Below are 23,770 nucleotides of genomic sequence, written 5' to 3' on the forward strand. Positions count from 1 at the left end.
GTGGGGGGCTTTTTTATGGGGTTTGGCGCAGCATTTGTGGCGTGCTTGAGATTCTTTCCCCCTCACCCCAACCCTCTCCCCCAGGGGGGCGAGGGGGAAAGGGGGCCGATCTTTGTGGTATTCAAAATGTGAGTTCGACTTGATTGTTCAGGTCGATGGATCAAGTCCAAACACCTCGGTCAGTCCCCTCTCCCTATGGGCGGTCCGACGTTTCGGGAGGGTTAGGGTGAGGGGCTTTTCAGTGCGATGCGTTTACCTGCACGATCAGCAATCCCACTCGCCTGCCCATTCTGCTGCTTACCCATCCGCGCCTGCGTAATCAACCCGGGAATCAACTCCCCCTCCGGCAGATTCTTCCAGAACCGCGCCGGCAAATGCCCCTGCATAACCTTCTCGTTCAACCGCGCAGGATTAAAGATGTGGCTGTAATAGGTCAGCCAAAGATCACCATGAGGATCGTCGACGTTCTGCGCCAACTGCTGCCATTCCACCGGGCATTGCCGCTGATGAATCAATTGCTCGCCATCGTAATAGACCCCGTCACGCGGCGTGGCGATCAACCAGCGGTGGCGGCCCATCCGCCCAATAAAATGCTCACTGGCACTGTGCAAAATGTCATGGGCCGGTTCGTGCCAAGCCACATACTCCGGACCGGCGCTGGATGAAGGCCGTTCGATGAAACGCACAAACGCATGCAGATGATGGGCCTCCCGATGCACTTGTTTGATCCGTCGCTGTAACTCGCTGCCGAGTTTGTCCCCGGCCATCATCGCGGTACGGTCGCCGTGGCTGACGCGCCACAGCACTTCATACAGCAAACTCCAGCGTTGATCACCGCGATAACGCGAGGCCTGTTCCAGGGTGTCGAGCAACGCTCGCGGAATGCGCGCCTGGAACGGCCCCTGCCCTTCAGGCACCGGCTCATCACTGGCAAACAGATCAGCCACGCCTTGCGTAGCCCAACTCACCAGACTCGGATCGACTTCATGGCTCAGCAGCCAACGCGCCTGCTGGCGCCACGTGTCGAACAAATCGTCGCAATCAAGATTGATCATCCCCACAGCCCCATCTGCTGCGGCATCGGCCGGTCACGCAATTGCTGATAGAGCAAATGGCTGGTGACCTCGGCCTGCTGCGGATGATAGTCGCTGGTGATGATGAACGGCTTGGCCTTGGCCAGCACACAGCGCATGCGCGCGACGTCTTCGTAACGAATGCGCCGCTGTCGGCGCAGCTCGACCAGACGTTCGGTGGTGCGCAAGCCGATGCCGGGAATACGCGCAATCAAGGAGGCTTCGGCGCGGTTCAGATCGAGCGGGAACACCTCGCGATTCTGCAGCGCCCAGGCCAGTTTCGGGTCGATGTCCAGCGCCAGATTACCCGGGCCCTTGAGCAATTCATCGGCGCTGTAACCGTAGCTGCGCAGGAGAAAATCGGCCTGATACAAGCGGTGTTCGCGCATCAGCGGCGGCGCGGCCAGCGGCACGCTTTTCGGGCTGTCGGGGATCGGGCTGAAGGCCGAATAGTAGACCCGGCGCAGACGGAAATTGCCGTACAAGGCCTGGGCGCTGTGGAGGATGGTGCTGTCGTCGGTGTCGTCGGCGCCGACAATCAATTGCGTGCTCTGCCCGGCGGGGGCGAACTTCGCCGAGCGTGGTTCGTTCAACACGGTCTGCACGCCGGTGTAGATGGTGTTCATTGCCTGTTTGATCGAAGTGATGTCCTTCTCCGGCGCCAGCACTTGCAGGCTGGCATCGGTGGGCAGTTCGATGTTGACGCTCAGGCGATCAGCGTAGCGCCCCGCCTCTTCGATCAATGCCGGATCGGCTTCGGGAATGGTCTTGAGATGGATGTACCCGCGAAACTCATGCTCTTCGCGCAGCAGCTTCGCCACCCGCACCAGTTGCTCCATGGTGTAGTCCGCCGAGCGAATGATGCCAGAGCTGAGGAACAATCCGCTGACGCAGTTACGCCGGTAGAAATCCATGGTCAGCGCCACGACTTCCTCGGGGGTGAAACGAGCGCGCGGAACATCGCTGGAGCGGCGGTTGACGCAATACTGGCAATCGTAAAGGCAGAAATTGGTCAGCAGAATCTTCAACAACGACACGCAACGCCCGTCCGGCGTGTAGCTGTGGCAGATGCCCATGCCATCGGTCGAGCCCAGCCCGCTCTTGCCTTCGGAGCTGCGCTTGGGCGCGCCGCTGCTCGCGCAGGAGGCGTCGTACTTGGCGGCGTCGGCGAGGATGCTCAGCTTGTCGATGATTTGCATGGCGCGGGCTCTATACTGTTTGCATATACAGTATAGAGTCGGCAGCGGTGATACAAGGTGGCAGATGCGCCCCTCGTCGGTCAGAAGCTGAAAATCAAATGATCGCAGCCTTCGGCAGCTCCTACAGGGATTCGGTACGGTCGGAATTTATCGGGTGTACACGTTTTTCCGCAGGCTGCGATCTGTTGATCTGCCCGTCTACCGGCCACTCAACGCCAAACCGCGCACCGATCTCCTTGCGCCCCGCCGCCGTTAACGCCAGCGCGCGACTGTCCAGATCTTGCGTCACCCACTTGCGCTTCAACGCCGTTTGCAACAACGCCGCGCCCAGCGAGCCCCCGAGATGCGGCCGGCGCATGCTCCAGTCCAGGCACGGGCAGGCAAACTTGCGGCGCAGGGTCGTCAAGTCCTGCACTTCAATGCCCAGTCCAAGAAACAACGCCTCGCCCGTCTCACTCAAGCGATACGCCTGCTCGTCGGTTGCCACCAGCCAACCAGCCTCAAGCAAACGGTCATGCAGCAACACCGCCAGCGTCCCGGCCATGTGGTCGTAGCAAGTGCGCGCAAATTGCAGGCGATCCGGGGTGTGCGCCTTGAACGTCGGCGCGGCGTTCTGGCCAATCACCATCAACGCTTCCAGCGCCTGCGCCACGCGCTGATCGGCGAGGCTGTAATAGCGATGGCGGCCCTGCACATGCAGGCGCACCAGAGCCAGGTCCTTGAGTTTCGCCAAGTGCACACTGGCGGTCGAGGCGCTGACTTCGGCGATCGTCGCCAGCTCCGTGCTGGTGCGGGCGTGGCCGTCCATCAGCGAGCAGAGGATTTTCGTTCGCGCCGGCTCGGCGATGGCGGCGGCCACTTGGGAAACGCCGATGTCTTGATGCTCTGCGTGCATAGTTCGCTCCCGGACGAATCATCGTCGTTGCGTAGTGGAGATAGTAGCAACACTTTCCCCGCCGACAAGGATGCAAACCATGAACCCGATCAGCGCCGCAACGCATGTCGATCCTTATCCCTACTACGCCGAACTGCGCGCAGCAGGTGGACTGACGTTTCATCCAGAGCTGAAACTGTGGGTCGCCAGCAGCGCCCGTGCGGCGTGTGCGGTGTTGGCCCACGCCGATTGCCGGGCTCGTCCGGCGCAGGAACCGGTGCCCAAAGCGATTGCCGGAAGCAAGGCCGGCAAAGTCTTCGGCCAACTGATGCGCATGAATGACGGCGAACGCCAGCGCTGTCCGCGTTCGGCGATCGAGCCTGAGCTGGCCGCGCTCGACCTTGAGGCCGTCGACGGACTGGTCGCCGCACGGCTGATCACAGCGGACGCCGACGGTGTGTGCAAAGCCATGTTCCGTGGCCCTGTGTGCGTGGTCGCGGCACTGCTGGGATTCACGCCGGCGCAGGCGCGGGTGGTCAGTGAACTGACGGCGGACTTCGTCGCTTGCCTGTCGTCATTGAGCAATGACCTGCAACTGGCCACAGCAGATGCGGCGGCCGAGCAACTGCGCGGTTACTTTATCGAGCTGCTCGCCGAACCCGCCAGCGACTTCCTCAGCGCCATCCAGCAGCGCTTTAGCGGCGATGAAGACAGCCTGATCGCCAACCTGATCGGCCTCTGCTCGCAGACGTTCGAAGCCTGCGCCGGGCTGATCGGCAACACGCTGTTGGCGTTACGTCGTCACCCGGCGTTGCGCGGCGAATCCATCGAAGCACTGCTCAACGAAGTCCAGCGCTTCGACCCGCCCGTGCAGAACACCCGGCGCTTTGTCGCCGCGCCCTGTGAGATTGCTGGCGTACGTGTCGAAACGGGCGATGTGATTCTGGTGCTGCTGGCTTCGGCCAATCGTGATCCAGCGCTCAACGAGCGGCCGGAGGAGTTTCTGCCGCAGCGCGAGAACCGCCGCAGTTTCAGTTTTGGCAGTGGTCGGCATCAGTGTCCGGGGCGAGCGTTGGCGATGAGTATTGCCGGGGCGACGGTGAGGGAAGTACTCAAAAACGGCACCGATCTGAATCGCCTGAACTGGCACTACAAGCCCTCGCTCAATGGGCGCATTCCAATATTCAGCGATGTCGGCGCCTGATACTCCGTCTTCGCGAGCAGGCTCGCTCCCACAGGGTTATCGGGTGTGCACACTATTGTGGTCACCCGATAACTAATGTGGGAGCGAGCCTGCTCGCGAAGAGGCCAGCCCAGTCACTACAAGTGCTGGCTCAAACCGCCCACTGCAAAATCAGCCAGCTGTTAGCGCCACTGATCACCACAAACAAACCCCAGGCCAACACCCGGGTTGGCCAGCGGTTCACAAACGGCCCCATCAGCTTTTTATCATTGGTCATGCGGATCAATGGGTACAAGGCAAACGGCAATTGCAGACTCAACACCACCTGACTCAGCACCAGCAACTTGCCGATCGCGTTATCGCCCATCAGCCACACGCCGATAAACGCTGGAATCAACGCCAGCCCGCGGGTAATCAAGCGCCTCTGCCAGCACGGGATCCGCAGGTTCAGATAACCCTCCATGATCACCTGGCCGGCGATGGTGCCGGTGAAGGTCGAACTCTGCCCCGACGCCAGCAGCGCCACGCCGAACAACACGCTGGCCAATGCACCACCGACCAGCGGATCGAGCAAGTGGTAGGCGTCCTGAATGTCCACCACATCGGTGTGCCCGGACTGGTGAAACGCTGCCGCCGCGAGAATCAGGATCGCCGCGTTGACCAGCAACGCCAGCGCCAGCGAACCGATGGTGTCGATGCGCGCCAGTTTCACCGCGTCCTGCTTGCTCGCCAGGTCCTTGCCGATCATCCGCGTCTGCACGATCGAGGTGTGCAGATAGAGGTTATGCGGCATCACCGTCGCGCCGAGAATACCGATGGCCAGGTATAACGGCGCCGCTTCGCTGATCGCCGCCAAGGACGGTTTGAAACCTTGGGCGACATCCGGCCAGTAGGGTTTGATCAGCAGCAGTTCAACGAAGAAACACACGCCGATGGTTGCGACCAATACCAGCATGATCGCTTCCAGCCGACGGAAACCACGGTTTTGCAGGGCCAGCACCAACAACGTGTCAAACGCCGTCAAGGCAATGCCGAAGGTCAGCGAACAACCGAGCAACAAGTGAAACGCCAGCGCGCAACCGAGTACTTCGGCCAGATCGGTGGCGATGATCGAGATCTCCGCCAGCACCCACTGCAGCCTTGCGGTCGGTGTGCTGTAGCGCTCGCGGGACAGTTGCGCCAGATCGCGCCCGGTGGCAATGCCCAATCGCGAACACAGGCATTGCACGACCATGCCCGCCAGACTCGCCAGCAGCACCACAAACAACAGGCTGTAACCGAAACGTGAACCGGCCTCGATGGCGGTGGCCCAGTTGCCCGGATCCATGTAGCCGATCGACACCAGCAAACCGGGGCCGGCGAAACGCAGCACGCGTTTGAAGAACGCGGCATTGGGATCAACCGCAACACTGCCAGCCACTTCCGGCGGACAAAACGGCGCGGTGGCGATTTTGGGCAAACTGAATTTCACGCACACATCCAGAAACAAGTCGGAAAGACGCAGCTTAGAGGTTTCAGCCGGAGCCTTGAAGTGCAAAAGAATCTATCGACTCACCCCTAACAACTGTTCGCGCAACTCCGGACTACGCGTGCGCGGATCCAGCCAGATATCAAAAAACGCCCGGGCAAACAGCGGGTCATCGATTTCATGCTGCAACTGCTGACCGACAAAAAACCGCGCGCCCTGCCCCGGCAGATACACGCCGGTAATCCGCGTGCCGGCTTGCACGTCGACAAACGATTGCTGCATCTGGATCTGCCAACCGGCTAATTGCGCCGGGCTGACGCGGCCGTCGGCCAGGCGTTTGATTTCGTCGACGCTGGCCTTCACCAGGTCGTCGCGGGAAATGTTGCGGCGGTAAATCAACTCCAGCGCAAACGGCTGACCGTCGACCAAGGGCCGCGCGGCACTCCACAATCGCGCGTTGTAAACATCGAAACCGAACACGCTGTAATCGCCGGTGCCGATGATCTGCGCGCCGGGCACGGCGTCCTGCCAATTGGCCCAGGTCGGCGTCAGCAATAGCGCCCACAAGCCAATGCCGCAGCATCCCCGCAACACCTTGGGTGTTCTGTTCATCGCGGTATCGACTCCGGCAAGCCCTGACAGTCAAAGCATAGCCGGGTATCGCCGCCGGCACCTTGTATACAAAAACCGCGCAGATAGGCAGCAATCGCCGATCGACAATGCTAACGTGGCGAACCTTCAACGGATGGAGACTCCTGCGTGCTGATCCTCAAACTGCTGCTGATTCCCGGTTTTCTGCTGCTGATTTCCCTGGCGGGCAAACGCTGGGGGCCGAGCGTGGCCGGGTGGCTGTCGGGATTGCCGGTGGTGGTCGGGCCGATTCTGTTTTTCCTCGCCATCGAACAGGGTCCGGCGTTTGCCGCGCAGTCGGCGGTGGCGGCGTTATCGGCGATGTTCGCGATGATTGCGTTCTGCATCACCTACGCACAGGTCGCGCAACGGGCGAACTGGCCGCTGGCGTTGGCGGCGTCGCTGTCGGTGTGGGCCGTGATCGCTGGGGTGTTGTCACTGATTCCGGAGTCACTGCCGTTTTCGGTGGCGGCGGCGGCGATTGCGTTGCTGGCATCGCCTTATCTGTTTCCCACGGTGCAACCGGTGCTCAACGGCCCGGCGCCGAAGTCGGACAAACTGATCTGGCGAATGATCGCCGGTGCCGCGTTGACGCTGGTGGTGACGATGTTTGCCAGCACCGTCGGCGAGCGTTGGAGCGGTTTGCTCGCGGTGTTCCCGGTGCTCGGCAGCGTGATGGCGGTGTTCTCGCAACAAACGCGCGGCCCGGCATTTACCGCCGCATTGTTACGAGCGACGGCGACCGGCATGTATTCGTTCTCGGCGTTTTGTCTGGTCTCGGCACTGACCTTGCCAAGTATGGGGCTGAGCGGATTTGCCGTCGGTGTGGCGGTGTCGGTGGCCATGCTCGGTGTGACCAAACGCCTGTTGGCCCGTCCGTTGCGGAAAGCGCAGGCGCAGTAACCGCTCAGACGATTCGCGCTGGAACGCCCGCCCCCTCCATGGGATGATCGCCCGCCTCGCGCGACCATCCACCGGAGATTCACATGTCATTGTTGAGTAAAAAGCCGTCGTCCTGCTGGTGGCGGCCCTCGCCGGTTTCGGCGCCCTCCACGCGCAAGCGGCCAAGAAAAATGCCGGCACCGAGAAAGTCTCGATGCTCGAGGGCAAGTTCACTTTTGTGCTGCCAAAAGGTTTCATCGCCGACCCGCTGCCGGCCAGCCCGAGCGGGACCAAGGGCACGATGTACACCAACGAGGCCACAAAAACCGTGGTCATTACCGCTGAAAACCAGATCCCCGAAGGCCAGCACGTCAAGGACAACGACGGGCAGTTCCTCGACAGCACCGTCTCGAGCTTCATCGACGACCAACGCAAAGCCCTGCCAGACTTCAACAAACTCAGCGAAAAAAGCCTGACCCAAAAAGGCACCGGCTTGGGCCTGCGTCAGGTCGACAGCACGGCGACCCAGGGCGGTGGCCAGACCCTCAACACTACGCTGATGGCCGGCTCCGGCACGAAGATGGCGTTGGTGCAGGTGATCTCCCGCGCCAGCGACAAGAAAGGTCACGACGCCCTGGTGAAAACCATCCTCAAGGATTGAGCTGCTGCAACCAGCCATTCAAGTCACGCAGCTCGGCCGCACTGATACTGTGGCCGACGCCGGGATAGGCGTGGAACTGCGGTTTGTAACCGAGTTTCTGTAGTTGCGTGTTGGCCTCGGTGCCGTTTTTGTACGGCACCGGATCATCGGCCGTACCGTGGCCGATGAAGATGCTCAGTGGCAACGGCTGCTGTCCGGCCTTGAGTTCACTCTTCAACACCGGCAACAAACGCCCGCTCAACGCCGCGATCCCGCCGACAGCAACCGGCGGCCGCAGCCCCACCTCGTAGGTCATCATCGCGCCCTGGCTGAAACCGATCAGGTACACCTTGCTCGGGGTGGTGTGATATTTCTTCGCTGCTTGCGCGATAAAGTCGCGCAGCTTCTGGCCACTGACCTTCAGATCATCGGTCTCGCCGTTGTAGGCGCCTTCGCCTTTCTTGCGAAACCACTGGAAACGTCCTTCACCGAGCGACAGCGGTGCCTGCACCGACAGGTAGTTGTATTGCGCCGGCAGCTGGAATTTCATGCCGATCAGATCGGCTTCGTTACTGCCGTAGCCGTGCAGGAAAATCACCAGCGGCCGCGGCTCGGCATCGGCGTGCACCTGTTCGAGGTACTTGAGCGGCAGATCGGATTGCAGCGTGGTTTGCGCCTGCACGGCGCTGGACGCCAGCAGGGTCAAGAGAGCAAAGACCTTCAACATAGAGCCTTCCTTCACAGAGTGTCGGGTTCGGGGGGAGCCTAACATCCTGCGGCGAGGATCCAAATTCGGTGGTGCTGTCGATGCCGCCATCGCTGGCAAGCCAGCTCCCACAGGATTTGTGTGAACAAAATGCTTGTGAACACCTTCAATCACTGTGGGAGCTGGCTTGCCAGCGATGAGGCCAGTAGCCCCAATGAAGGTTTATATATTGGTTTGCTGATGGCCCCTTCGCGAGCAGGCTCGCTCCCACAGGGGGAATGCATTTCCAGGGTGGGAGCGAGCTTGTTCGCGAAAGGGCCAGTGAATCCGACGAAGATCCGTCAGTCGTTGGTCAACTTACCCGTCCGAAACGCCACCCGCCCCGCCACTTTCGCCTGCCAGATCCCCGGCTCGGTATAACGCCCGCGATCCAGCGCAAACAACACGCCACTGGTGCCGGCACGCACAGTGGTGACGCGATCCTGCAACGGATCGACCACCTCAAACAGCGCATCGCCCTTCTCTACCCACTCGCCGGCATTGCGCAGGAAACTGACCACACCATGGTGCGGCGCGAACAGATATTCGGTGCCCTCGAACGGCTGACCTTCGCAGCACTCGCTTGGCGCCGCCGGCCACTCGCCGCTGATGAAACCCTGCTCCGCGAGGAAGCCGAGAATCGCCTCACAATTGGCTTGAGCCTGATCGACCCGGGTGTCGCCCATGCTGCCCAGCTCCAGCGTGGTCGCCAGGTTCGCCGCCGGAATCGCAGCATTCGGAAACGCCCGCGCCAGACGCAGCCACGGCGTCGAGCAAGACTCATCGAACGAACTGCCGCCGGAATCTTCACACAGCAGCGCCACGCCGGCCTTCAGACGCGCCGCCAATGATTGCCACTGTGGCCAGTGCTGCGGCAACGCGTACAAGTGAATCGCCGCGTCGAAATCACAATGCAGATCGAGGGTGATGTCGGCATCGCAGGCATGGCGCAGCAACAGGCGATGCAAGGCTTCCAGTTGCGAGGCCGGGGCCGGCAGCTCATCGAAGACCTGGCCCATGGCTTGGCGGATCAGCGCAACGTTGGCCTCGGCGTCAGTGCCCAGACGCTCACCGATCAACGCCGCGACCGGGGCACTGAGTTCGACGAAGGCGCGGTTGAAATTCTTGCCGCTGCCCAGTTCGAAGCGGCCCATGTGCGCACCTTGCACGTGTTGATCGAGACCGATTGGGTTGGCGACCGGCACCAGTTCGATCACGCCCTGCAAACGGCCTTGCTGTTCGAGTTGGTTGAGGCGTTGCTTGAGTTCCCACGCGGTGCGCATGCCCGGCAGTTCATCGGCGTGCAGGCTGGCCTGGATGTACACCTTGCGTGGGCCGGCGCCATAGCGGAACACGCTGAGCGAACGTTCGCTGCCCAAGTGGCTCCAGGGCAGAACATGGTCGATGCGTTGCATGGGGAAACTCCTGCAGTCTGGTAGATCTGAATCAATGAGATCTCTGTGGGAGCGAGCTTGCTCGCGAATGCAATTTGACAGTCAATAAAGATGTTGAATGTTAAACCGTATTCGCGAGCAAGCTCGCTCCCACAGGGATCTCCATCTGTAGAAAGAAAGCATAAAAAAAGTGGCCACCGCGCAAACGGGGCCACTTTTTTCTACGGCGTATTAATGGCCGTACACATCAAAGTCGAAGTACTTGTCCTGGACTTTCTTGTACTCGCCATTGGCGCGGATTTCGGTGATGGCTTTGTTGAATTGCTCGGCCAGCGCGGTATCGCCCTTGCGCACTGCAATGCCGGCGCCGCCGCCGAAGTACTTGGCGTCTTCGTAGGTCGGGCCAACGAATTCAAAACCTTTACCCGCGTCGGTTTTCAGGAAACCGTCGCTCAGGTTGACCGAGTCGGCCAGCATCGCGTCGATACGCCCGGAAACCATGTCGAGGTTGGCTTCCTGCTGCGAGCCGTAGCGCACCAGGTCGATCCCGGCCGGCACCAGTACTTCGGTGGCGTAACGGTCGTGGGTACTGGCACGCAGTACGCCGACTTTCTTGCCTTTGAGCTCAGTCAGCGGGTCTTTGACACCGGAGCCTTCCTTCATCACGAAGCGCGCCGGGGTGTGGTAGTACTTGATGGTGAAATCGACGTTCTTCTTGCGATCATCGGTGATGGTCATCGACGACAGGATCGCGTCGATCTTTTTCACTTTCAGCGCCGGGATCAGGCCGTCGAATTCCTGCTCGACCCAGGTGCATTTGACTTTCATCTGCGCGCACAGCGCATCGCCGATATCAACGTCGAAACCGGTGAGTTTGCCGTCAGGGGTTTTCATCGAGAATGGTGGGTAACCGGCTTCGATACCGATGCGGATCGGCTTGGCGTCTTCGGCCACGGCGGTCAGGGACAACATCGACAGTGCCAGGGCACCGAACATCACTAGCTTCTTCATTTATAACTCCTGTGTGCGGAGGCTTTTATTGGCAGCTTTCGATTCAGCGTTCGGTCATGGCCAATTGGCTACAAACACCGAAGTGGCCGGCAGTCTATGGCGGCGCGCACAGGGTAAATTGTGTTTAAGCGACAAATACTTATGAAAGATCGGCGCACCGATTGACCGGGATCAACGGGTGCGCCGTCGTGGTGCAAAGGCTGTAGGACAAGCGCTTTTTTTGCTCAGGAATTCTCCTAAACGAACGTCAGCATTCGCAGCCGATTGCGGTTTTGGCGGCTTGCGCAACGCTCAGTTGAAAGCCTTCATCCAGCCATCCAGTAACGCCGCCAATCATCTCCTTGACCGGGTAACCCAGTGCCGCCAGTTTCACCGCTGCCTTGTTCGCGCCGTTGCAGTGTGGGCCGGCGCAATAGACCACAAACAGCGTGGTTTTCGGGTAACTCGCCAGTTCCGCCGCCGTCAGCAAACGGTTCGGGATATTGATCGCCCCCGGTACATGCCCGCGCTCATAGGCCAGCGGCCCACGGACATCGACCAGGACAAAATCGATCTCGCCGGCCTCCTGGCTGCTGAACACGTCAGAACAATCGGTTTCGAAAGTCAGACGATTGCTGAAGTGCATCAGGGCGATCGCCGACGGCGCTGCAGGGATGTCGCGTACCAGACTGACCATGGGTGTTGCTCCTTTATCTGAACGGGTGTGAACAGACTTTAACGAGCGGCCGCTTGCGGCTACAGTGGCGCACAAGACACTCACCGGGAATTTTCCGCCAAATGCCGACATCACCAGGTCTGGTCGCGATTCTGGCCTACGACGGCCTCTGCACATTCGAGTTTGGCATCGCCGTGGAGGTCTTTGGCCTGACCCGGCCGGAGTTCGATTTCCCGTGGTACAGCCACGCCATTGCGGCGGTCGATCAAGGCCCGATGCGCGCCTTGGGCGGCATTCAGGTGCTGGCCGATGGCGGTCTGGAATTGTTGGCCGAAGCGCGCACCATCATCATTCCCGGCTGGCGCGACCGCAACGCGGCAGTGCCTCCAGCATTGATCGACGCGCTGTGCCAGGCCCACGCCCGAGGTGCGCGGTTGCTGTCGATCTGCTCCGGTGTATTTGTGCTGGCGGCCACCGGCCTGCTCGACGGCCATGGCGCCACCACCCATTGGCGTTACACGGCGGAACTGGCGCAGCGCTTCCCGGCGATTGCGGTCGATCCGGATGTGCTTTACGTCGATTCCGGTCAGTTGATCACCTCGGCCGGCAGTGCTGCCGGGATCGATGCCTGCCTGCATCTGGTGGCGCGGGACTTCGGCACGCAAGTCGCCAACTCGGTGGCGCGGCGACTGGTGATGTCGCCGCAACGCACCGGCGGCCAGGCGCAGTTCATTCCAACACCGGTCAGCCCGACGCCGCGCAACGATCTGTCGCGCGTCATGCAGTGGGCGCGCGAGCGTTTGCATGAACCGCTGGAAGTGCGTGATCTGGCCAGTGAAGCGGCGATGAGTGAGCGCACGTTTCTGCGGCGTTTTACCGAGGCCAGCGGGCAGTCGCCCAAGGCGTGGTTGCAGCATGAACGGTTGGCGCGGGCGCGGGAGTTGCTGGAGAGTACGCCGCATAACACTGAGCAGATTGCCGAGCGTTGCGGTTATCGGTCGGTGGAGAGTTTTCGCGTGGCGTTTCGTGGGGTGGTGGGGGTGCCGCCGTCGGTGTATCGGGAGCGGTTTGGGCGGGGTGTGAGGGTTGAATCCTGAGGTGATTTTGAAGGCGCCTTCGCGAGCAGGCTCGCTCCCACAGTTTGGAATGCGTTCCCCCTGTGGGAGCGAGCTTGCTCGCGAAAGCGCCGGGTAAAACGCAGCATCATTTAGACATCAGCCGCAAGGCTACAGCGCCTTGCGCCTTTGCCTACAACTACGCCAGAATCCGCCGGCTTGTGCGGCTTGGGGGCTGCCGGTAACTTGGTTCGCGTCACTGAATGTTCAGTGATCGGGTTTAGTCGCTCGGTGTTTTCTCAAGTTCGCAAGCTGTTATTCAGTCTGGCATTTCCATGCCTGCACTCAATGGCGGCTGTGCGCAGGGCGCTTTCGAGCGCGCCGGTAATGCTTGGGATGCCGGTCGACTAACCTGCGTATAGCTGCCACCTAATGTTTAGTCGCAGAACGGTGTCAGCCTCATTGAGGTTTCCCAGCATATGTTCAAGATAACGCCGAATCCGCCCGAAACAGGTGCGGAAGTTGATCAAAATCCAACGTCCCCCTATTCCACACCGGGCTCCAGAAAACTCCACGAAGCCGCCGAACGCGCCCTCGATCACTACCTGAAACCCACACCCCCAGCGCCACCGCGCAAACCCAGCACCATGTTCCTCGTCGACCCGAACACCGGCGCCGAAGACCTCATGGCCCACGCCTGCGAATCCATGGCCTCGGCCAGCATCATGCTCAGCGACTTCGCCGCCCTGCTCGACTCGCCCTACCGCAACACCGTGCTCGGCATCCAGCAAGTGGTCATGCTCGGCGAACTCGCGGTCAACCGCGCCCTCGACAAAATCGAACCCGCCCTGAGGCAATAAACATGTCCAACAAAACCGATGCACAAGTCGTCGCAGCACTGGTGGCCATGGGCTTCAACGAACGGGACGGACGCTGGGCACAGAACGCCTGCCTGGTGCTGTTCGAAAGCGAACGCGAAACCATCGTCGCCTCCGCCGTCACCGTCCTTCCCCAACTCGATGAACTGGAAATCGACGCCGTCCTGCCCGCACTGCGCCGCGTGACCCGCCGGTTCCCCTCACTGCAAAAAACCGTGGCCGACACACTGGCCGAGATGGCACATGCGGCCTGATTGACCGCGTGATCGTTCTTCGCGAGCAGGCTCGCTCCCACAGTTGTTCGCGGTGACTCGCGACATTCGAGTACACCGCCGTCCCAATGTGGGAGCGAGCCTGCTCGCGAAAGCGTTCTTTCAGCTGACGAATATCTGAAAGCCAAATACCAGGAAGGCTTAAACCATGAAGGAACATCAACCCCGCTTCCAAAGCTTCTCTTGTGTCTGGGATGCACTGGAAGACACATGAGCCTCATCTACCAAAACCCATCGATAAACCACGATGAGGCCATCCGCCTACTTTCCAGCGGCATAGATGCAAACGTTATCGCCGCACTCGTATCCATTGGCCTGAATGAAACCGATAGAAATTGGGCTCAGGACATCTGCCTGAAACACCTCACCAGCAAAACCGAAGCAATTGTGGCCGCTGCGGCGACTGCACTCGGGCACATCGCTCGCCGACATGGCGAGCTGGATACTGAAACAGTTTTTGCGGCACTCGAATCAGCCAAGCAAACGCACCCTTCCCTGCAAGGAATCATCGAAGACGCGCTTGACGATATAGACGTATTCACCTGATCCACCCTGACGGCATTTGGATGAAGTAACGGACTTCATCCAAATCGACGCCCCCCACCTCAATCCTCCCGCGTCAGCACTTCCAACAACTCAATCTCAAACACCAGATTCGAATTCGGCGGAATCTTGCCCATCGTCCGTTCGCCATACCCCAGATGCGCCGGCACCAGCAATTTGCGTTTGCCCCCCACCTGCATCCCCATCAAGCCCTGATCCCAACCCTTGATCACCCGCCCGGTGCCAATCACGCACTGAAAAGGTTTGCCACGGCTGTAGGAAGAATCGAACTCGCTGCCGTCTTCCAGCCATCCGGTGTATTGGGTGGTGATCAGCGCGCCTTTGACGGCGGCTTTGCCTTCGCCGACCTGAAGATCGATTACCTGCAGTTCATCATTCATAACATTCACTCTATTGTTCAGCCGGTCGCCGTTTTCCCAGAAATGCCGTGGATTGGCAACCTGCCAGCGCAGATCAACATGGTATCGGAACTGAGTATTGAAGCATTAACATAGCCAACCGCCACTACTCCACGGATCGACCCGCCATGCTGGCAGCGCCCGAATGACTCTGTTCTGGATCAGCCTTGCCGTGGGCGCGATCTTGCTCACCATCATCGCCCTCCTGCTGTGGCGCGAACGCAGTTTGCGCAGGCAGCTTGCGCAGTACCGCGATCTGCTGACACGGGCCGCCGAGGGCCGAAACCTTCAGCCGGACGGCGACGTCGAGCGTTTCAAACGCAGCCAGTACTTTGCGCGCATCGGCACATGGGACTGGGAAGTCGACACGGATCGGCTGTACTGGTCGGATGCGATTTACGGCATGTTCGGGTTCAAGATCGGCGAGATCACCCCGTCCTATGCGCTGTTCTGTTCCTGCGTCCATCCGGACGACCGCACCAGGGTGCGCGAAGGTGAACTGCGCTGTCTTGAAACCGGCGAAAACCACGATGAGGAATACCGCGTGGTCTGGCCCGACGGCACGATTCGCTGGCTGCGGGAAACCGGCAACGTGGTGCGCAACGACCATGACGCGGTGGTGAAAATGATGGGCGTGGTGCGCGACATCACCGAAGAAAAAGCCTCGGCCAGCTACCTGCAACACCTCGCTCACTTCGATCCGCTGACCGGCCTGCCCAATCGCCTGGTGCTGGAACAACGCTTGTCGGAAGCGCTGGTTCACGCGCGGCAGACCGAGACCCGCGTCGCACTGGTGTTCGTCGACCTCAACGGCTTCAAAACCATCAACGACCGCTACGGCCATGCCGCCGGCGACCGGGTGCTGATCACCATGGCCACGCGGCTGAAACGCATCTTGCGAGCGACCGACACCGTCGCGCGCATTGGCGGTGATGAGTTTGTCGTGATCCTGCAAGGCCTGGCGCCGAGCCTGAGTTTGCAGGACGAAGCCCGCAGCATCTGCCAGAAAATCTTCATCGAACTGTCGCCACCGATCAGCATCGGCAACGACCAGCGCCACATCGGCACCAGCCTTGGCGTGGCGGTGTTTCCGGATCATGCTACGGCTATGGATCGCTTGCTGCACATTGCCGATCTGGCGATGTATGAGGCCAAGCGCAGTGGCAACAATCAGTATCGGCTGGGTCACGCCTCAACCACACAATTGCAATGTCTTCGCACCTAACCCCCATGAATGAAAAATATTTCCATACTGAAATTACACGCACCGCTCTTCCACCTAATTAATACCACTTTAATCAATTCAGACTTAACAATGCGATCTCATTTGAAATCCGATACTCCTCAGGAAATTTTGTCTGCACCAAGTCCTCAACACTCTTCAACGCCTGATCTATATCATTGTCATCGATAGACAAACCACTAAGAATGGTTCTGGTTTTAACACCTATCACTCCATCAATGTCACCTATAACATAGCCACAACGAATGAGTGCTGCCTGAAGCTGAGCCTCACGTTGATGTTCACCAAACTTATCGACCTTACCTCCGCTCGCCAGAATTGCCGAAGCAGCTCCCGCCGTATAAGGTTTTTCAAAATTACTACCATTGCCAGCCTTATAATAATCTATGACAACTTGATGACTGCCTCTGCATTCAAAATGCCATGACTCACTAATTTTGGTCTTTGGCTCGTCAATAATAGGGTTCAATCCATAAGCTGCTGCAACCTCCCAAAATTTCTGCAGAGAAACTTTCAAGTCAGATAAAGAGATATCCATGGCCCGCCCGGACTCATGAAAGCTACCGCCTGGAGCGGGGCTAAATGCGCTTTTATTCTTCTTGACATAGTCAAGATGGGCCTGCATTTGCATATCATAACTTCGATACAAATCTGACAAAACCAATCTGCCACCCAGTTTTTCTAGTTCATGCCCCACTCGGGTAATCGCCAACGCCATATCTGGACTTGCCGACGCAAGGCGCCGCGGCAAAGAAACAGCAATACCGTGTTTATTCTCGTAAATCGACGGAACATCGATTAACACCAACGGAGTTTTCATGACTTAAGCCCCTGTAATTATCATTATTTATCAGAAATTGACCTCCATTCAACTTTTGCATTTTTCTCCACATCAATAGTCGGTGAAAACCAGGAGCCCGAAGACGCAAACCCTGTACTGCTGTATTTCGAAAGTTCCCCTGCAACATAAAAATCATCTACAGACGTCAACGTCAGCTCTTCACTTTTCTCCCACTTAACATTTAACGCTGCTCCAAGATCACCATTAATAGGTTTTAATACGCCATCTTTCAATTTAGCATTCAGGGCGGCTGCGGTTGCAGTATCGAATGAGAGTTTCGCTTTAAACCCTCTGACCAGTAACGCTCGATACATAACCAAGCGGCCGTCTTTATTTATATCAAGTTTAATCGGAGAGGTATCTGGAAGAGCCATAATTTTCTGCTCAAATGGTCCTTCCAAAATAGTATCCCATCTCATCATTGATATTTTTACATCAACATTTTTTGCTTTGCCAAGTTCACTCTTCACATCTACCGAAAACGGTGTCAAATCCGTAGTAAACGCTGCCGAGGCACTACCACTAAATTTTGTAACCGTTTTACCCTCGCAATCAAACTCCCGACCCGCCTTAATCCATGATGTGCTATCAGGAATCGATGTCGAGTCCCAGCGAACACGATATCCACCACCGTCCTGACTATCCATCTTTCGCCAAACAGAACCTGGCCCTAATGCATTCGACGGCCCAAAGAACAGTGCTTTATCGGAATTAAGCTCGCTAAACGCACAATTCTTCGCAACATCTGTCCATGCTTCTTCCATATCATGACGACAACCAGTAATAAAAAAAACAATCGTCAAAGAAATGATTCCACGAAGAACAAACACGTTTCTCATAGCAGCCACCTCCATTCATTTGAATAGTTTTTTTATATCAAGATTAAATCTCTCGCCTGACTCCATTCCGCCTACACGCGCTTGACGAAAGATATCCCTTAACTGGATACCTCTATCCGGGCCAGGCGGATCAAGTGTATTTAAATCGGTGTATGCCAATTTGGCGGCTAACAGCCAAGCGATTCTAGGAGCAGAAAAACTGGTTCCACAAACGTCTTTACTCACAGTTCCGTCCATCGAAAACGCCAATGGATCCGTTCTTTTTGACCCGACGATGCTTGATCTACACTGCAAATAGCCATCCCGGGTAGTATTCATCACCGCTATGACATCCTGCCCCTCCACGGATCGCGTTGCGAAGAGTTGTTCTTTAGCGGCAGCATTCTCAGCGCATTTACATTCATCTTGTCCAGCAAGATAAGGCCGACACTTAGTGCAATCGTTCAAGGAACCGTTTCCCGCCGCTGACACCAGCACCCCTTGATTGAAGCTAAATGACGCGAACTTGCTCTGCAGCCTAGGAGTTGTCCAGGAAAAATTGACAACATACGGCACACCTGTAGCTTGAGAATATAAATCAACAAACAATAGAACAGACTCAATAACCGCCTTATCTGTTCTTAACTCGGGAATTCCAAAATCACTTTTCAGTCGACCGACAATATCCTTTGAAATTCTCTGTGCATTGCTAATATTTTCCTTCGGTACAGCATCCCCCCTACGGGTGAGCATTCCATCATCAAGTATCCGAAGAGCAATCAAGTCTTCCAAAACAGTTCGCGAGTTTTTTTGAGCGACTGACAATGGGAGATAAACGACCTTTACCTTTTTGCCACTTGGCGATCCAGACTCCAAATCTACCAGCGCCTGTAACGACTGTTGAATATATAGCGAATGGAACACGCTCTTGGGATAATCTGTTTCGAGTTGAGAAGAAAGCAACTCCTTCGTTTTTCCAATCGGATAACGAAATTTTTCATGAATTCTTTCAAAAGCGTCCGCAAAAAAAGCAATCGATTCGCGATAAGCCTCATTACTTGGCCATCCATCGTCCAGAATGATGAGAACTGACTGCTGAAATGCGGGAGTAGAAAACTTATCTATTATGATTGCTTTTTCAGCAACTGAAACAAAATCAACAGGCACATTATCGCCAGGAGATGTGGAACCGGTATTGACAGTCAATATTTCCGATTGAGTTTCGTCTTTCTCCGACGGCAGTATTTTTCTGAGCCTTTGTTCATTAAATGACCGAGGCAACCAGACATACTGGAATACCAGTGGTGAGCCCTCACGCTCTCGCGATAAAACTATGGGGCGACTCTTGATTGCCATCGATTCAAAATTATACTCATTATTATAAATAACTTCCTGCAACCTTGGATAAACGCTAATCCTAGGGATCAGATTATTAGCATTATTCGGATTTGGTCTCTCCAAAGCAATTTTTGGAACAGCAGGAATCTTGATGGTACTGCCTGCCAATATCAACTTATCCTGAGCATCCAAACCATTTAATTGCACAATCTTTTTTTCAATTTCAGCATAAGCCTTTGACGCATTTTTCTGGCCAAATCCATACTCCCGAAAAACGACATTCGAAACACCATCATTTTTTTCAACTTTTACTTCACGAGCGAATCCCGCCTCAAGTGTTTCGCCAAGTGACAAGGATGGTCGCAACCTCACCCCTGACTGATACGGCTCCTTAATACCCTCCACCTCTTTAGGAGTACTTTTTGGTGTTTCAAAGTCATAGTAGCGCGTGTCGATAATCCGGCGGACCAAAACAAAGTCATCAGGCGAAACCTCATTAGCTTGCAAGTTCACGTCGGCACCAGCCGAGCAAAAACCTAACCCAATGAGAAAAACAGGAATCCCAAAAGAATATCGCGCCAAGACTAATAGCAGAGAATGTTGTTGATAGGTCTCCACATCGGCGCGCTCCATCGTGTTATAGGTCCTACTGAACCTTCACGCTAGCTGGGAGAATAAAAAAATCAAGCGGGGCGCGAAAAAAATCGAGACAGTTTTGTAAACTGTCTCTTCAACATTACAGTCACGGAATTTTAGCTATTGTCTTAGTATGTAATTAGCTATAAACACAATTCCAAAGTTACTCAAGTTTCGTTGACTGGCGTTTCCTCATACACAGCTAGCGTTCGACAGGCTGAATCGCCACGATCGTCCCGTTTGTGATCTTCACCAGCACATACTTGTCATTGATCTGCACCCATTGCGACTGGTCTTCCGGCTGCTTCAAACCTTTCTGTTTCCAGTTGCCCAAAGCTTTTTCGCTACGCTGATAAACGTCCGGTGCGCGGTCGCCTACGGTCAGTTCACGGTCACCGGTGGGGGAATGTTCGACGGTGTTGTTTGAGGTTTGCGCCGCTTGAACAAGTGGGCTGATCCCGGCAATGCCGGCGACAAGGGCCAGGCTGGCGATTAGGGTTTTGCTGTTCATCGGTGAACCTCCTGAATTGGGTAGTACCTCAACTCCGACTGCGTGGGGCGGGAATCATTCCTTTTTTGCCGGGGGTGGCCGCTTGAGGTCATTGGAATTCGGGGGTCCTGGAGACAAAAGCAAAATCAAGAGCCCCTCACCCTAGCCCTCTCCCGGAGGGAGAGGGGACTGACCGAGGTGTTTGGCAGAAGTGCGCCGACGTGCGATACCGAGTCGAATGCAAGTTTCAAAACCAACCGAAATCGGCTCCCTCTCCCTCGGGAGAGGGCTGGGGTGAGGGCGAAACCATAAGCAGCCGTTACCGCAGCAATGGATTTGTACCAAAAAAACCATTGATCCACTTTGCACATCAATCCATGCCAACAATGCAATTAACATCTCGTTACACCTGCGCCACCATCCGCCTCAATAAAAACCGTGCGCCGCCCTCCCGTCGCGCACGTCATAAAAGCGGTGGAGTACTTTTCTATGACAGCCTCAATCCCACACAACGGCTCGCGGGCCGGCGCCATTTTCCGGGTGACCTCGGGCAACTTCCTCGAACAGTTCGATTTCTTTCTGTTCGGCTTCTATGCCACGCAGATCGCGGCGGTGTTTTTCCCGGCGAGCAGTGAATTTGCCTCTCTGATGATGACCTTTGCCGTATTCGGCGCAGGCTTTTTGATGCGTCCGCTGGGCGCCATTGTGCTCGGTGCGTACATCGATGATGTCGGCCGGCGTAAAGGTTTGATCGTCACCCTGTCGATCATGGCCAGCGGCACGATATTGATTGTGCTGGTGCCCGGTTACGAAAGCATCGGCCTGTTTGCACCGGCGTTGGTGTTGATCGGGCGCTTGCTGCAAGGCTTCTCGGCCGGGGCGGAACTGGGCGGTGTGTCGGTGTACCTCGCCGAGATCGCCACGCCGGGCCGCAAAGGTTTCTTCACCGCTTGGCAGTCGGCCAGTCAGCAAGTGGCGATCATCGTCGCCGCTGCTTTGGGCTATGCCTTGAACGCGTGGATGGCGCCGGATGTGATTGCCGATTGGGGCTGGCGGATTCCGTTTTTCGTTGGCTGCATGATCGTGCCGTTCATCTTTTTCCTGCGCCGTAACCTGGCGGAAACCGAAGAGTTCGCCGCACGCAAACACCGTCCGAGCATGGGCGAAGTGTTCCGCACCCTCGGCCAGAACTGGGGTGTGGTACTTGGCGGCATGTTGATGGTCGCGCTGACCACCACCGCGTTTTACCTGATCACCGTGTACGCGCCGACCTTCGGTAAAACCGTACTGCACCTGAGCACCTCCGATGCACTGTTGGTGACCCTGCTGGTCGGTGTGTCGAACTTCTTCTGGCTGCCGATTGGCGGCCTGTTGTCCGACCGTATAGGCCGTCGTCCGGTGCTAATCGCCATGTCGCTGCTGGCCTTGGCCACCACCTACCCGGCGCTGTCGTATCTGGTGCAGGCGCCGAGCTTCAGCCACATGCTGCTGTCGCTGTTGTGGTTGTCGTTTATCTACGGTTTGTACAACGGCGCAATGATTCCGGCGCTCACCGAGATCATGCCGGTCGAGGTTCGCGTTGCCGGTTTCTCCCTCGCCTACAGCCTGGCCACCGCCATTTTCGGCGGTTTCACCCCGGCGATGTCGACCTTCCTGATTCAGTACACCGGCGACAAAGCCGCGCCGGGTTACTGGATGAGCATCGGTGCGCTGTGTGCCTTGTGCGCCACTCTTTATCTGTACCGCCGTGCCGGTGGTCGTCTGCAACCTGTCGCGGCCTGAGGAAAACTCGCCATGAAAAAACTCTTTACTGTCACCGCCCTGCTCGCCGGTCTCGCGTTCAACCTCGCGGCCCAGGCCGAAGAATTGAACGTGATGACCTCCGGCGGTTTCACCGCTGCCTACAAGATTCTCGGGCCGAAATTCGCCGCCGCCAGCGGCAACACACTGACCACCAGCCTCGGCCCATCGATGGGCAAGGCGCCGGAGGCGATCCCCAATCGTCTCGCGCGCGGCGAGCACGCCGACGTGGTGATCATGGTCGGCTACGCCCTCGATGACTTGATCAAACAAGGCAAGGTCGACCCGGCCTCGCGCGTGGAACTGGCGGATTCGCGGATTGGCCTGGTGGTGCGTGAAGGCGCGCCGAAACCGGACATCAGCAGTGTCGACAGCCTGAAGAAAACCCTGCTCGACGCACAATCGGTGGCCTACTCCGACAGCGCCAGCGGCGTGTACATCGAGCAGCAGTTGTTCAAGAAACTCGGCATCGAAGATCAACTGAAACCGAAGGCCAAAATGATCCCGAAAATCCCGGTCGGCTCGGTGGTTGCCACTGGCGACTACCAATTGGGCTTCCAGCAGGTCAGCGAATTGCTGCCAGTACCGGGCGTGAGTTTCGTCGCGAAGATTCCGGAATCGGTGCAATCGGTAACGCGATTTGCCGCCGGGATTCCAGTCGGTGCGCAGCATCCAGAAGAGGCCAAAGCCCTGCTCGCCTACCTCGCCGCGCCGGCCGCACAAGCAGACGTGCAGGCCACCGGGCTGGACTCGGTCAAGCGCTGACAATCGGCGGCTGGACCTTCATTTCCACCACCAGCCGCTCCAGTTCCAGTGCCGCCGGGGTCAACGTGCGACCCCGGCGCTTGATGATGCCGACACTACGCATCACTTGCGGGTCGGTCAGCGGCACCCGCGTCAGGATCGGATGATCCGGCCCGGGCATCGCCATCAACGGCACCGCCGCCACGCCCAACCCCGCCTCCACCAGACCAATCATCGTCGTCACATGGCGGGTTTCGCAGATGCTCGAGCGCTGCGGCACCACGCTGCTCAACGCCTGATCGAGCAGAAAGCGGTTGCCGGAGGTCTTGTCGAGCGAGATGTAATCCTGCTGATAGAACTCGTCCCAGCTCACACTGCTGCGCCCGGCCAACGCATGATCGCGGCGACAAGCGACGACGTAGCACTCCTGCACAAGCGGTTCGAACTCGACTTTGGCATCCTGCGTGCCGAGGAAACTCAAGCCGAAATCCGCCTCGCCATTGACCACCGCACTCAAGACATCGTGCGCGCTGGAGTCGAGCACTTTGACTTTGATCCGTGGGAATTGCTGGTGATAGCGCGCCACCACGCGGGGCATGAAGTAGTACGCCGCCGAGGGCACACAGGCGACGGTGACATGGCCCAGACGCGTCGAAGCGACTTCGCTGATGCCCAATAACGCAACGTCGAGATCATCGAGCAAACGCTCGACACTGGGCATGAAGCCGCGTCCGGCTTGAGTCAGGCTGACCTTGCGTGTGGTGCGTTCGAAGAGTTTGACGCCGAGGGCGTCTTCAAGCTTCTCGATGCGCCGGCTCAGCGCCGGTTGCGACAGGCGCACGGTGTCGGCGGCCTTGCGGAAACTGCCCTGCTCGACCACGGCGCGGAAGGCTTGCAGGTCGTTGAGGTCGAAGTTGATGGCCATGGCGGGACTCGGGG

The 23,770-nt window shown here is 57.6% G+C and carries 24 protein-coding genes and 1 pseudogene; 10 read left to right on the forward strand and 15 right to left on the reverse strand.

Annotated features, from left to right (window positions below):
• Positions 1 to 221: 221 nt before the first annotated feature.
• From RMV17_RS17920 to RMV17_RS17930, 3 genes are all read right to left on the reverse strand, one after another.
• On the reverse strand, positions 222 to 1,055 hold the full coding sequence (locus RMV17_RS17920) for a TIGR03915 family putative DNA repair protein (protein ID WP_034156134.1): 834 nt from the start codon (positions 1,053 to 1,055) through the stop codon (positions 222 to 224).
• Positions 1,052 to 2,272: a putative DNA modification/repair radical SAM protein gene (locus RMV17_RS17925; RefSeq protein ID WP_160040869.1), complete on the reverse strand. Its 1,221-nt coding sequence runs from the start codon at positions 2,270 to 2,272 to the stop codon at positions 1,052 to 1,054. Before RMV17_RS17925 ends, RMV17_RS17920 begins: the two co-directional genes overlap by 4 nt.
• Positions 2,273 to 2,393: 121 nt before the next feature.
• Positions 2,394 to 3,167: a helix-turn-helix transcriptional regulator gene (locus RMV17_RS17930; protein WP_311881524.1), complete on the reverse strand. Its 774-nt coding sequence runs from the start codon at positions 3,165 to 3,167 to the stop codon at positions 2,394 to 2,396.
• Between the two features lie 79 nt (positions 3,168 to 3,246).
• Between RMV17_RS17930 and RMV17_RS17935 the strand changes: the two genes are divergently transcribed.
• A complete protein-coding gene (locus RMV17_RS17935) occupies positions 3,247 to 4,350 on the forward strand; it encodes a cytochrome P450 (protein ID WP_311881526.1) in 1,104 nt (367 codons plus the stop codon).
• 130 nt (positions 4,351 to 4,480) lie between these two features.
• Here the strand turns inward: RMV17_RS17935 and RMV17_RS17940 are convergent, their stop codons facing one another.
• Positions 4,481 to 5,749 carry an Nramp family divalent metal transporter gene (locus tag RMV17_RS17940; RefSeq protein ID WP_409373135.1) on the reverse strand — a complete coding sequence of 423 codons (1,269 nt, stop codon included), beginning with the start codon at positions 5,747 to 5,749 and terminating at the stop codon, positions 4,481 to 4,483.
• A gap of 123 nt (positions 5,750 to 5,872) precedes the next feature.
• Entirely contained in the window at positions 5,873 to 6,409 is a 537-nt protein-coding gene (locus RMV17_RS17945; RefSeq protein ID WP_077573483.1) for a chalcone isomerase family protein, read from the reverse strand.
• 147 nt (positions 6,410 to 6,556) lie between these two features.
• Here RMV17_RS17945 and RMV17_RS17950 point away from each other — a divergent pair, with 147 nt between their 5' ends.
• Complete coding sequence (locus RMV17_RS17950) at positions 6,557 to 7,330, forward strand: hypothetical protein (RefSeq protein WP_311881530.1); 774 nt, start codon at positions 6,557 to 6,559, stop codon at positions 7,328 to 7,330.
• Positions 7,331 to 7,413: 83 nt separating this feature from the next.
• Positions 7,414 to 7,970, forward strand: a pseudogene (locus tag RMV17_RS17955) (hypothetical protein).
• On the opposite strand, the gene RMV17_RS17960 reads toward RMV17_RS17955, so the two are convergent.
• From RMV17_RS17960 to RMV17_RS17975, 4 genes are all read right to left on the reverse strand, one after another.
• A complete protein-coding gene (locus RMV17_RS17960; protein WP_311881533.1) occupies positions 7,960 to 8,676 on the reverse strand; it encodes a prolyl oligopeptidase family serine peptidase in 717 nt (238 codons plus the stop codon). The pseudogene RMV17_RS17955 and the gene RMV17_RS17960 sit on opposite strands and share 11 nt — an antisense overlap.
• A 320-nt stretch (positions 8,677 to 8,996) precedes the next feature.
• Positions 8,997 to 10,109 carry a M14 family metallopeptidase gene (locus tag RMV17_RS17965; RefSeq protein ID WP_311881534.1) on the reverse strand — a complete coding sequence of 371 codons (1,113 nt, stop codon included), beginning with the start codon at positions 10,107 to 10,109 and terminating at the stop codon, positions 8,997 to 8,999.
• A 210-nt stretch (positions 10,110 to 10,319) separates the two neighbouring features.
• Positions 10,320 to 11,099 carry an ABC transporter substrate-binding protein gene (locus RMV17_RS17970; RefSeq protein ID WP_016775210.1) on the reverse strand — a complete coding sequence of 260 codons (780 nt, stop codon included), beginning with the start codon at positions 11,097 to 11,099 and terminating at the stop codon, positions 10,320 to 10,322.
• A gap of 247 nt (positions 11,100 to 11,346) precedes the next feature.
• Complete coding sequence (locus RMV17_RS17975; protein WP_311881536.1) at positions 11,347 to 11,775, reverse strand: rhodanese-like domain-containing protein; 429 nt, start codon at positions 11,773 to 11,775, stop codon at positions 11,347 to 11,349.
• Between the two features lie 101 nt (positions 11,776 to 11,876).
• Between RMV17_RS17975 and ftrA the strand changes: the two genes are divergently transcribed.
• The 4 genes from ftrA to RMV17_RS17995 all read left to right on the forward strand — a co-directional run bounded on the left by ftrA (position 11,877) and on the right by RMV17_RS17995 (position 14,505).
• The gene (ftrA, locus tag RMV17_RS17980; RefSeq protein WP_122598642.1) at positions 11,877 to 12,851 is read left to right on the forward strand and encodes a transcriptional regulator FtrA; all 975 of its coding nucleotides are present in this window, start codon (positions 11,877 to 11,879) and stop codon (positions 12,849 to 12,851) included.
• 437 nt (positions 12,852 to 13,288) lie between these two features.
• The gene (locus RMV17_RS17985) at positions 13,289 to 13,669 is read left to right on the forward strand and encodes a DUF6124 family protein (protein ID WP_311881539.1); all 381 of its coding nucleotides are present in this window, start codon (positions 13,289 to 13,291) and stop codon (positions 13,667 to 13,669) included.
• Positions 13,670 to 13,671: 2 nt separating this feature from the next.
• Positions 13,672 to 13,941, forward strand: coding sequence for a hypothetical protein (locus RMV17_RS17990; RefSeq protein ID WP_007915053.1), 270 nt, complete (start codon positions 13,672 to 13,674; stop codon positions 13,939 to 13,941).
• A 228-nt stretch (positions 13,942 to 14,169) separates the two neighbouring features.
• Positions 14,170 to 14,505, forward strand: a complete 336-nt coding sequence (locus RMV17_RS17995; protein ID WP_311881542.1) for a hypothetical protein — start codon at positions 14,170 to 14,172, stop codon at positions 14,503 to 14,505.
• Between the two features lie 59 nt (positions 14,506 to 14,564).
• Here RMV17_RS17995 and RMV17_RS18000 read toward each other — a convergent pair whose 3' ends face one another.
• A complete protein-coding gene (locus RMV17_RS18000) occupies positions 14,565 to 14,903 on the reverse strand; it encodes an FKBP-type peptidyl-prolyl cis-trans isomerase (protein ID WP_053121462.1) in 339 nt (112 codons plus the stop codon).
• A gap of 163 nt (positions 14,904 to 15,066) precedes the next feature.
• Here RMV17_RS18000 and RMV17_RS18005 point away from each other — a divergent pair, with 163 nt between their 5' ends.
• The gene (locus RMV17_RS18005) at positions 15,067 to 16,146 is read left to right on the forward strand and encodes a sensor domain-containing diguanylate cyclase (protein ID WP_311881543.1); all 1,080 of its coding nucleotides are present in this window, start codon (positions 15,067 to 15,069) and stop codon (positions 16,144 to 16,146) included.
• 73 nt (positions 16,147 to 16,219) lie between these two features.
• Here RMV17_RS18005 and RMV17_RS18010 read toward each other — a convergent pair whose 3' ends face one another.
• From RMV17_RS18010 to RMV17_RS18025, 4 genes are all read right to left on the reverse strand, one after another.
• Positions 16,220 to 16,984, reverse strand: a complete 765-nt coding sequence (locus tag RMV17_RS18010; RefSeq protein ID WP_311881544.1) for a M15 family metallopeptidase — start codon at positions 16,982 to 16,984, stop codon at positions 16,220 to 16,222.
• 23 nt (positions 16,985 to 17,007) lie between these two features.
• A complete protein-coding gene (locus tag RMV17_RS18015) occupies positions 17,008 to 17,844 on the reverse strand; it encodes a hypothetical protein (RefSeq protein WP_311881545.1) in 837 nt (278 codons plus the stop codon).
• A 15-nt stretch (positions 17,845 to 17,859) separates the two neighbouring features.
• Positions 17,860 to 19,794: a hypothetical protein gene (locus RMV17_RS18020; protein ID WP_311881546.1), complete on the reverse strand. Its 1,935-nt coding sequence runs from the start codon at positions 19,792 to 19,794 to the stop codon at positions 17,860 to 17,862.
• Positions 19,795 to 19,999: 205 nt separating this feature from the next.
• Positions 20,000 to 20,308, reverse strand: a complete 309-nt coding sequence (locus RMV17_RS18025) for an RcnB family protein (RefSeq protein ID WP_311881547.1) — start codon at positions 20,306 to 20,308, stop codon at positions 20,000 to 20,002.
• Between the two features lie 468 nt (positions 20,309 to 20,776).
• On the opposite strand from RMV17_RS18025, the gene RMV17_RS18030 reads away from it, so the two are divergent.
• Both RMV17_RS18030 and RMV17_RS18035 read left to right on the forward strand, forming a co-directional pair.
• On the forward strand, positions 20,777 to 22,069 hold the full coding sequence (locus tag RMV17_RS18030) for an MFS transporter (RefSeq protein ID WP_108226972.1): 1,293 nt from the start codon (positions 20,777 to 20,779) through the stop codon (positions 22,067 to 22,069).
• Between the two features lie 12 nt (positions 22,070 to 22,081).
• The gene (locus RMV17_RS18035; protein ID WP_311881549.1) at positions 22,082 to 22,852 is read left to right on the forward strand and encodes a substrate-binding domain-containing protein; all 771 of its coding nucleotides are present in this window, start codon (positions 22,082 to 22,084) and stop codon (positions 22,850 to 22,852) included.
• Here the strand turns inward: RMV17_RS18035 and RMV17_RS18040 are convergent.
• Positions 22,842 to 23,756 carry a LysR family transcriptional regulator gene (locus tag RMV17_RS18040; RefSeq protein WP_034156155.1) on the reverse strand — a complete coding sequence of 305 codons (915 nt, stop codon included), beginning with the start codon at positions 23,754 to 23,756 and terminating at the stop codon, positions 22,842 to 22,844. The genes RMV17_RS18035 and RMV17_RS18040 overlap by 11 nt on opposite strands.
• Between the last annotated feature and the right edge of the window lie 14 nt (positions 23,757 to 23,770).

Source organism: Pseudomonas sp. VD-NE ins (assembly GCF_031882575.1).
In the GTDB taxonomy this organism is placed as follows: Bacteria; Pseudomonadota; Gammaproteobacteria; order Pseudomonadales; family Pseudomonadaceae; genus Aquipseudomonas; species Aquipseudomonas fluorescens_BZ.

Bases quoted from the DNA above. Each gene is read 5' to 3' on its own strand.
- RMV17_RS18020 (WP_311881546.1), bottom strand. From the start codon at position 19,794: ATGGAGCGCGCCGATGTGGAGACCTATCAACAACATTCTCTGCTATTA.
- RMV17_RS18025 (WP_311881547.1), bottom strand. From the start codon at position 20,308: ATGAACAGCAAAACCCTAATCGCCAGCCTGGCCCTTGTCGCCGGCATT.
- RMV17_RS17995 (WP_311881542.1), top strand. From the start codon at position 14,170: ATGAGCCTCATCTACCAAAACCCATCGATAAACCACGATGAGGCCATC.
- RMV17_RS18005 (WP_311881543.1), top strand. From the start codon at position 15,067: ATGACTCTGTTCTGGATCAGCCTTGCCGTGGGCGCGATCTTGCTCACC.
- RMV17_RS17925 (WP_160040869.1), bottom strand. From the start codon at position 2,272: ATGCAAATCATCGACAAGCTGAGCATCCTCGCCGACGCCGCCAAGTAC.
- RMV17_RS18030 (WP_108226972.1), top strand. From the start codon at position 20,777: ATGACAGCCTCAATCCCACACAACGGCTCGCGGGCCGGCGCCATTTTC.
- RMV17_RS18010 (WP_311881544.1), bottom strand. From the start codon at position 16,984: ATGAAAACTCCGTTGGTGTTAATCGATGTTCCGTCGATTTACGAGAAT.
- RMV17_RS17985 (WP_311881539.1), top strand. From the start codon at position 13,289: ATGTTCAAGATAACGCCGAATCCGCCCGAAACAGGTGCGGAAGTTGAT.
- RMV17_RS17920 (WP_034156134.1), bottom strand. From the start codon at position 1,055: ATGATCAATCTTGATTGCGACGATTTGTTCGACACGTGGCGCCAGCAG.
- RMV17_RS18000 (WP_053121462.1), bottom strand. From the start codon at position 14,903: ATGAATGATGAACTGCAGGTAATCGATCTTCAGGTCGGCGAAGGCAAA.
- RMV17_RS17975 (WP_311881536.1), bottom strand. From the start codon at position 11,775: ATGGTCAGTCTGGTACGCGACATCCCTGCAGCGCCGTCGGCGATCGCC.
- RMV17_RS17945 (WP_077573483.1), bottom strand. From the start codon at position 6,409: ATGAACAGAACACCCAAGGTGTTGCGGGGATGCTGCGGCATTGGCTTG.
- ftrA (WP_122598642.1), top strand. From the start codon at position 11,877: ATGCCGACATCACCAGGTCTGGTCGCGATTCTGGCCTACGACGGCCTC.
- RMV17_RS17930 (WP_311881524.1), bottom strand. From the start codon at position 3,167: ATGCACGCAGAGCATCAAGACATCGGCGTTTCCCAAGTGGCCGCCGCC.
- RMV17_RS18035 (WP_311881549.1), top strand. From the start codon at position 22,082: ATGAAAAAACTCTTTACTGTCACCGCCCTGCTCGCCGGTCTCGCGTTC.
- RMV17_RS17990 (WP_007915053.1), top strand. From the start codon at position 13,672: ATGTCCAACAAAACCGATGCACAAGTCGTCGCAGCACTGGTGGCCATG.
- RMV17_RS17970 (WP_016775210.1), bottom strand. From the start codon at position 11,099: ATGAAGAAGCTAGTGATGTTCGGTGCCCTGGCACTGTCGATGTTGTCC.
- RMV17_RS17935 (WP_311881526.1), top strand. From the start codon at position 3,247: ATGAACCCGATCAGCGCCGCAACGCATGTCGATCCTTATCCCTACTAC.
- RMV17_RS17965 (WP_311881534.1), bottom strand. From the start codon at position 10,109: ATGCAACGCATCGACCATGTTCTGCCCTGGAGCCACTTGGGCAGCGAA.
- RMV17_RS18015 (WP_311881545.1), bottom strand. From the start codon at position 17,844: ATGAGAAACGTGTTTGTTCTTCGTGGAATCATTTCTTTGACGATTGTT.
- RMV17_RS18040 (WP_034156155.1), bottom strand. From the start codon at position 23,756: ATGGCCATCAACTTCGACCTCAACGACCTGCAAGCCTTCCGCGCCGTG.
- RMV17_RS17960 (WP_311881533.1), bottom strand. From the start codon at position 8,676: ATGTTGAAGGTCTTTGCTCTCTTGACCCTGCTGGCGTCCAGCGCCGTG.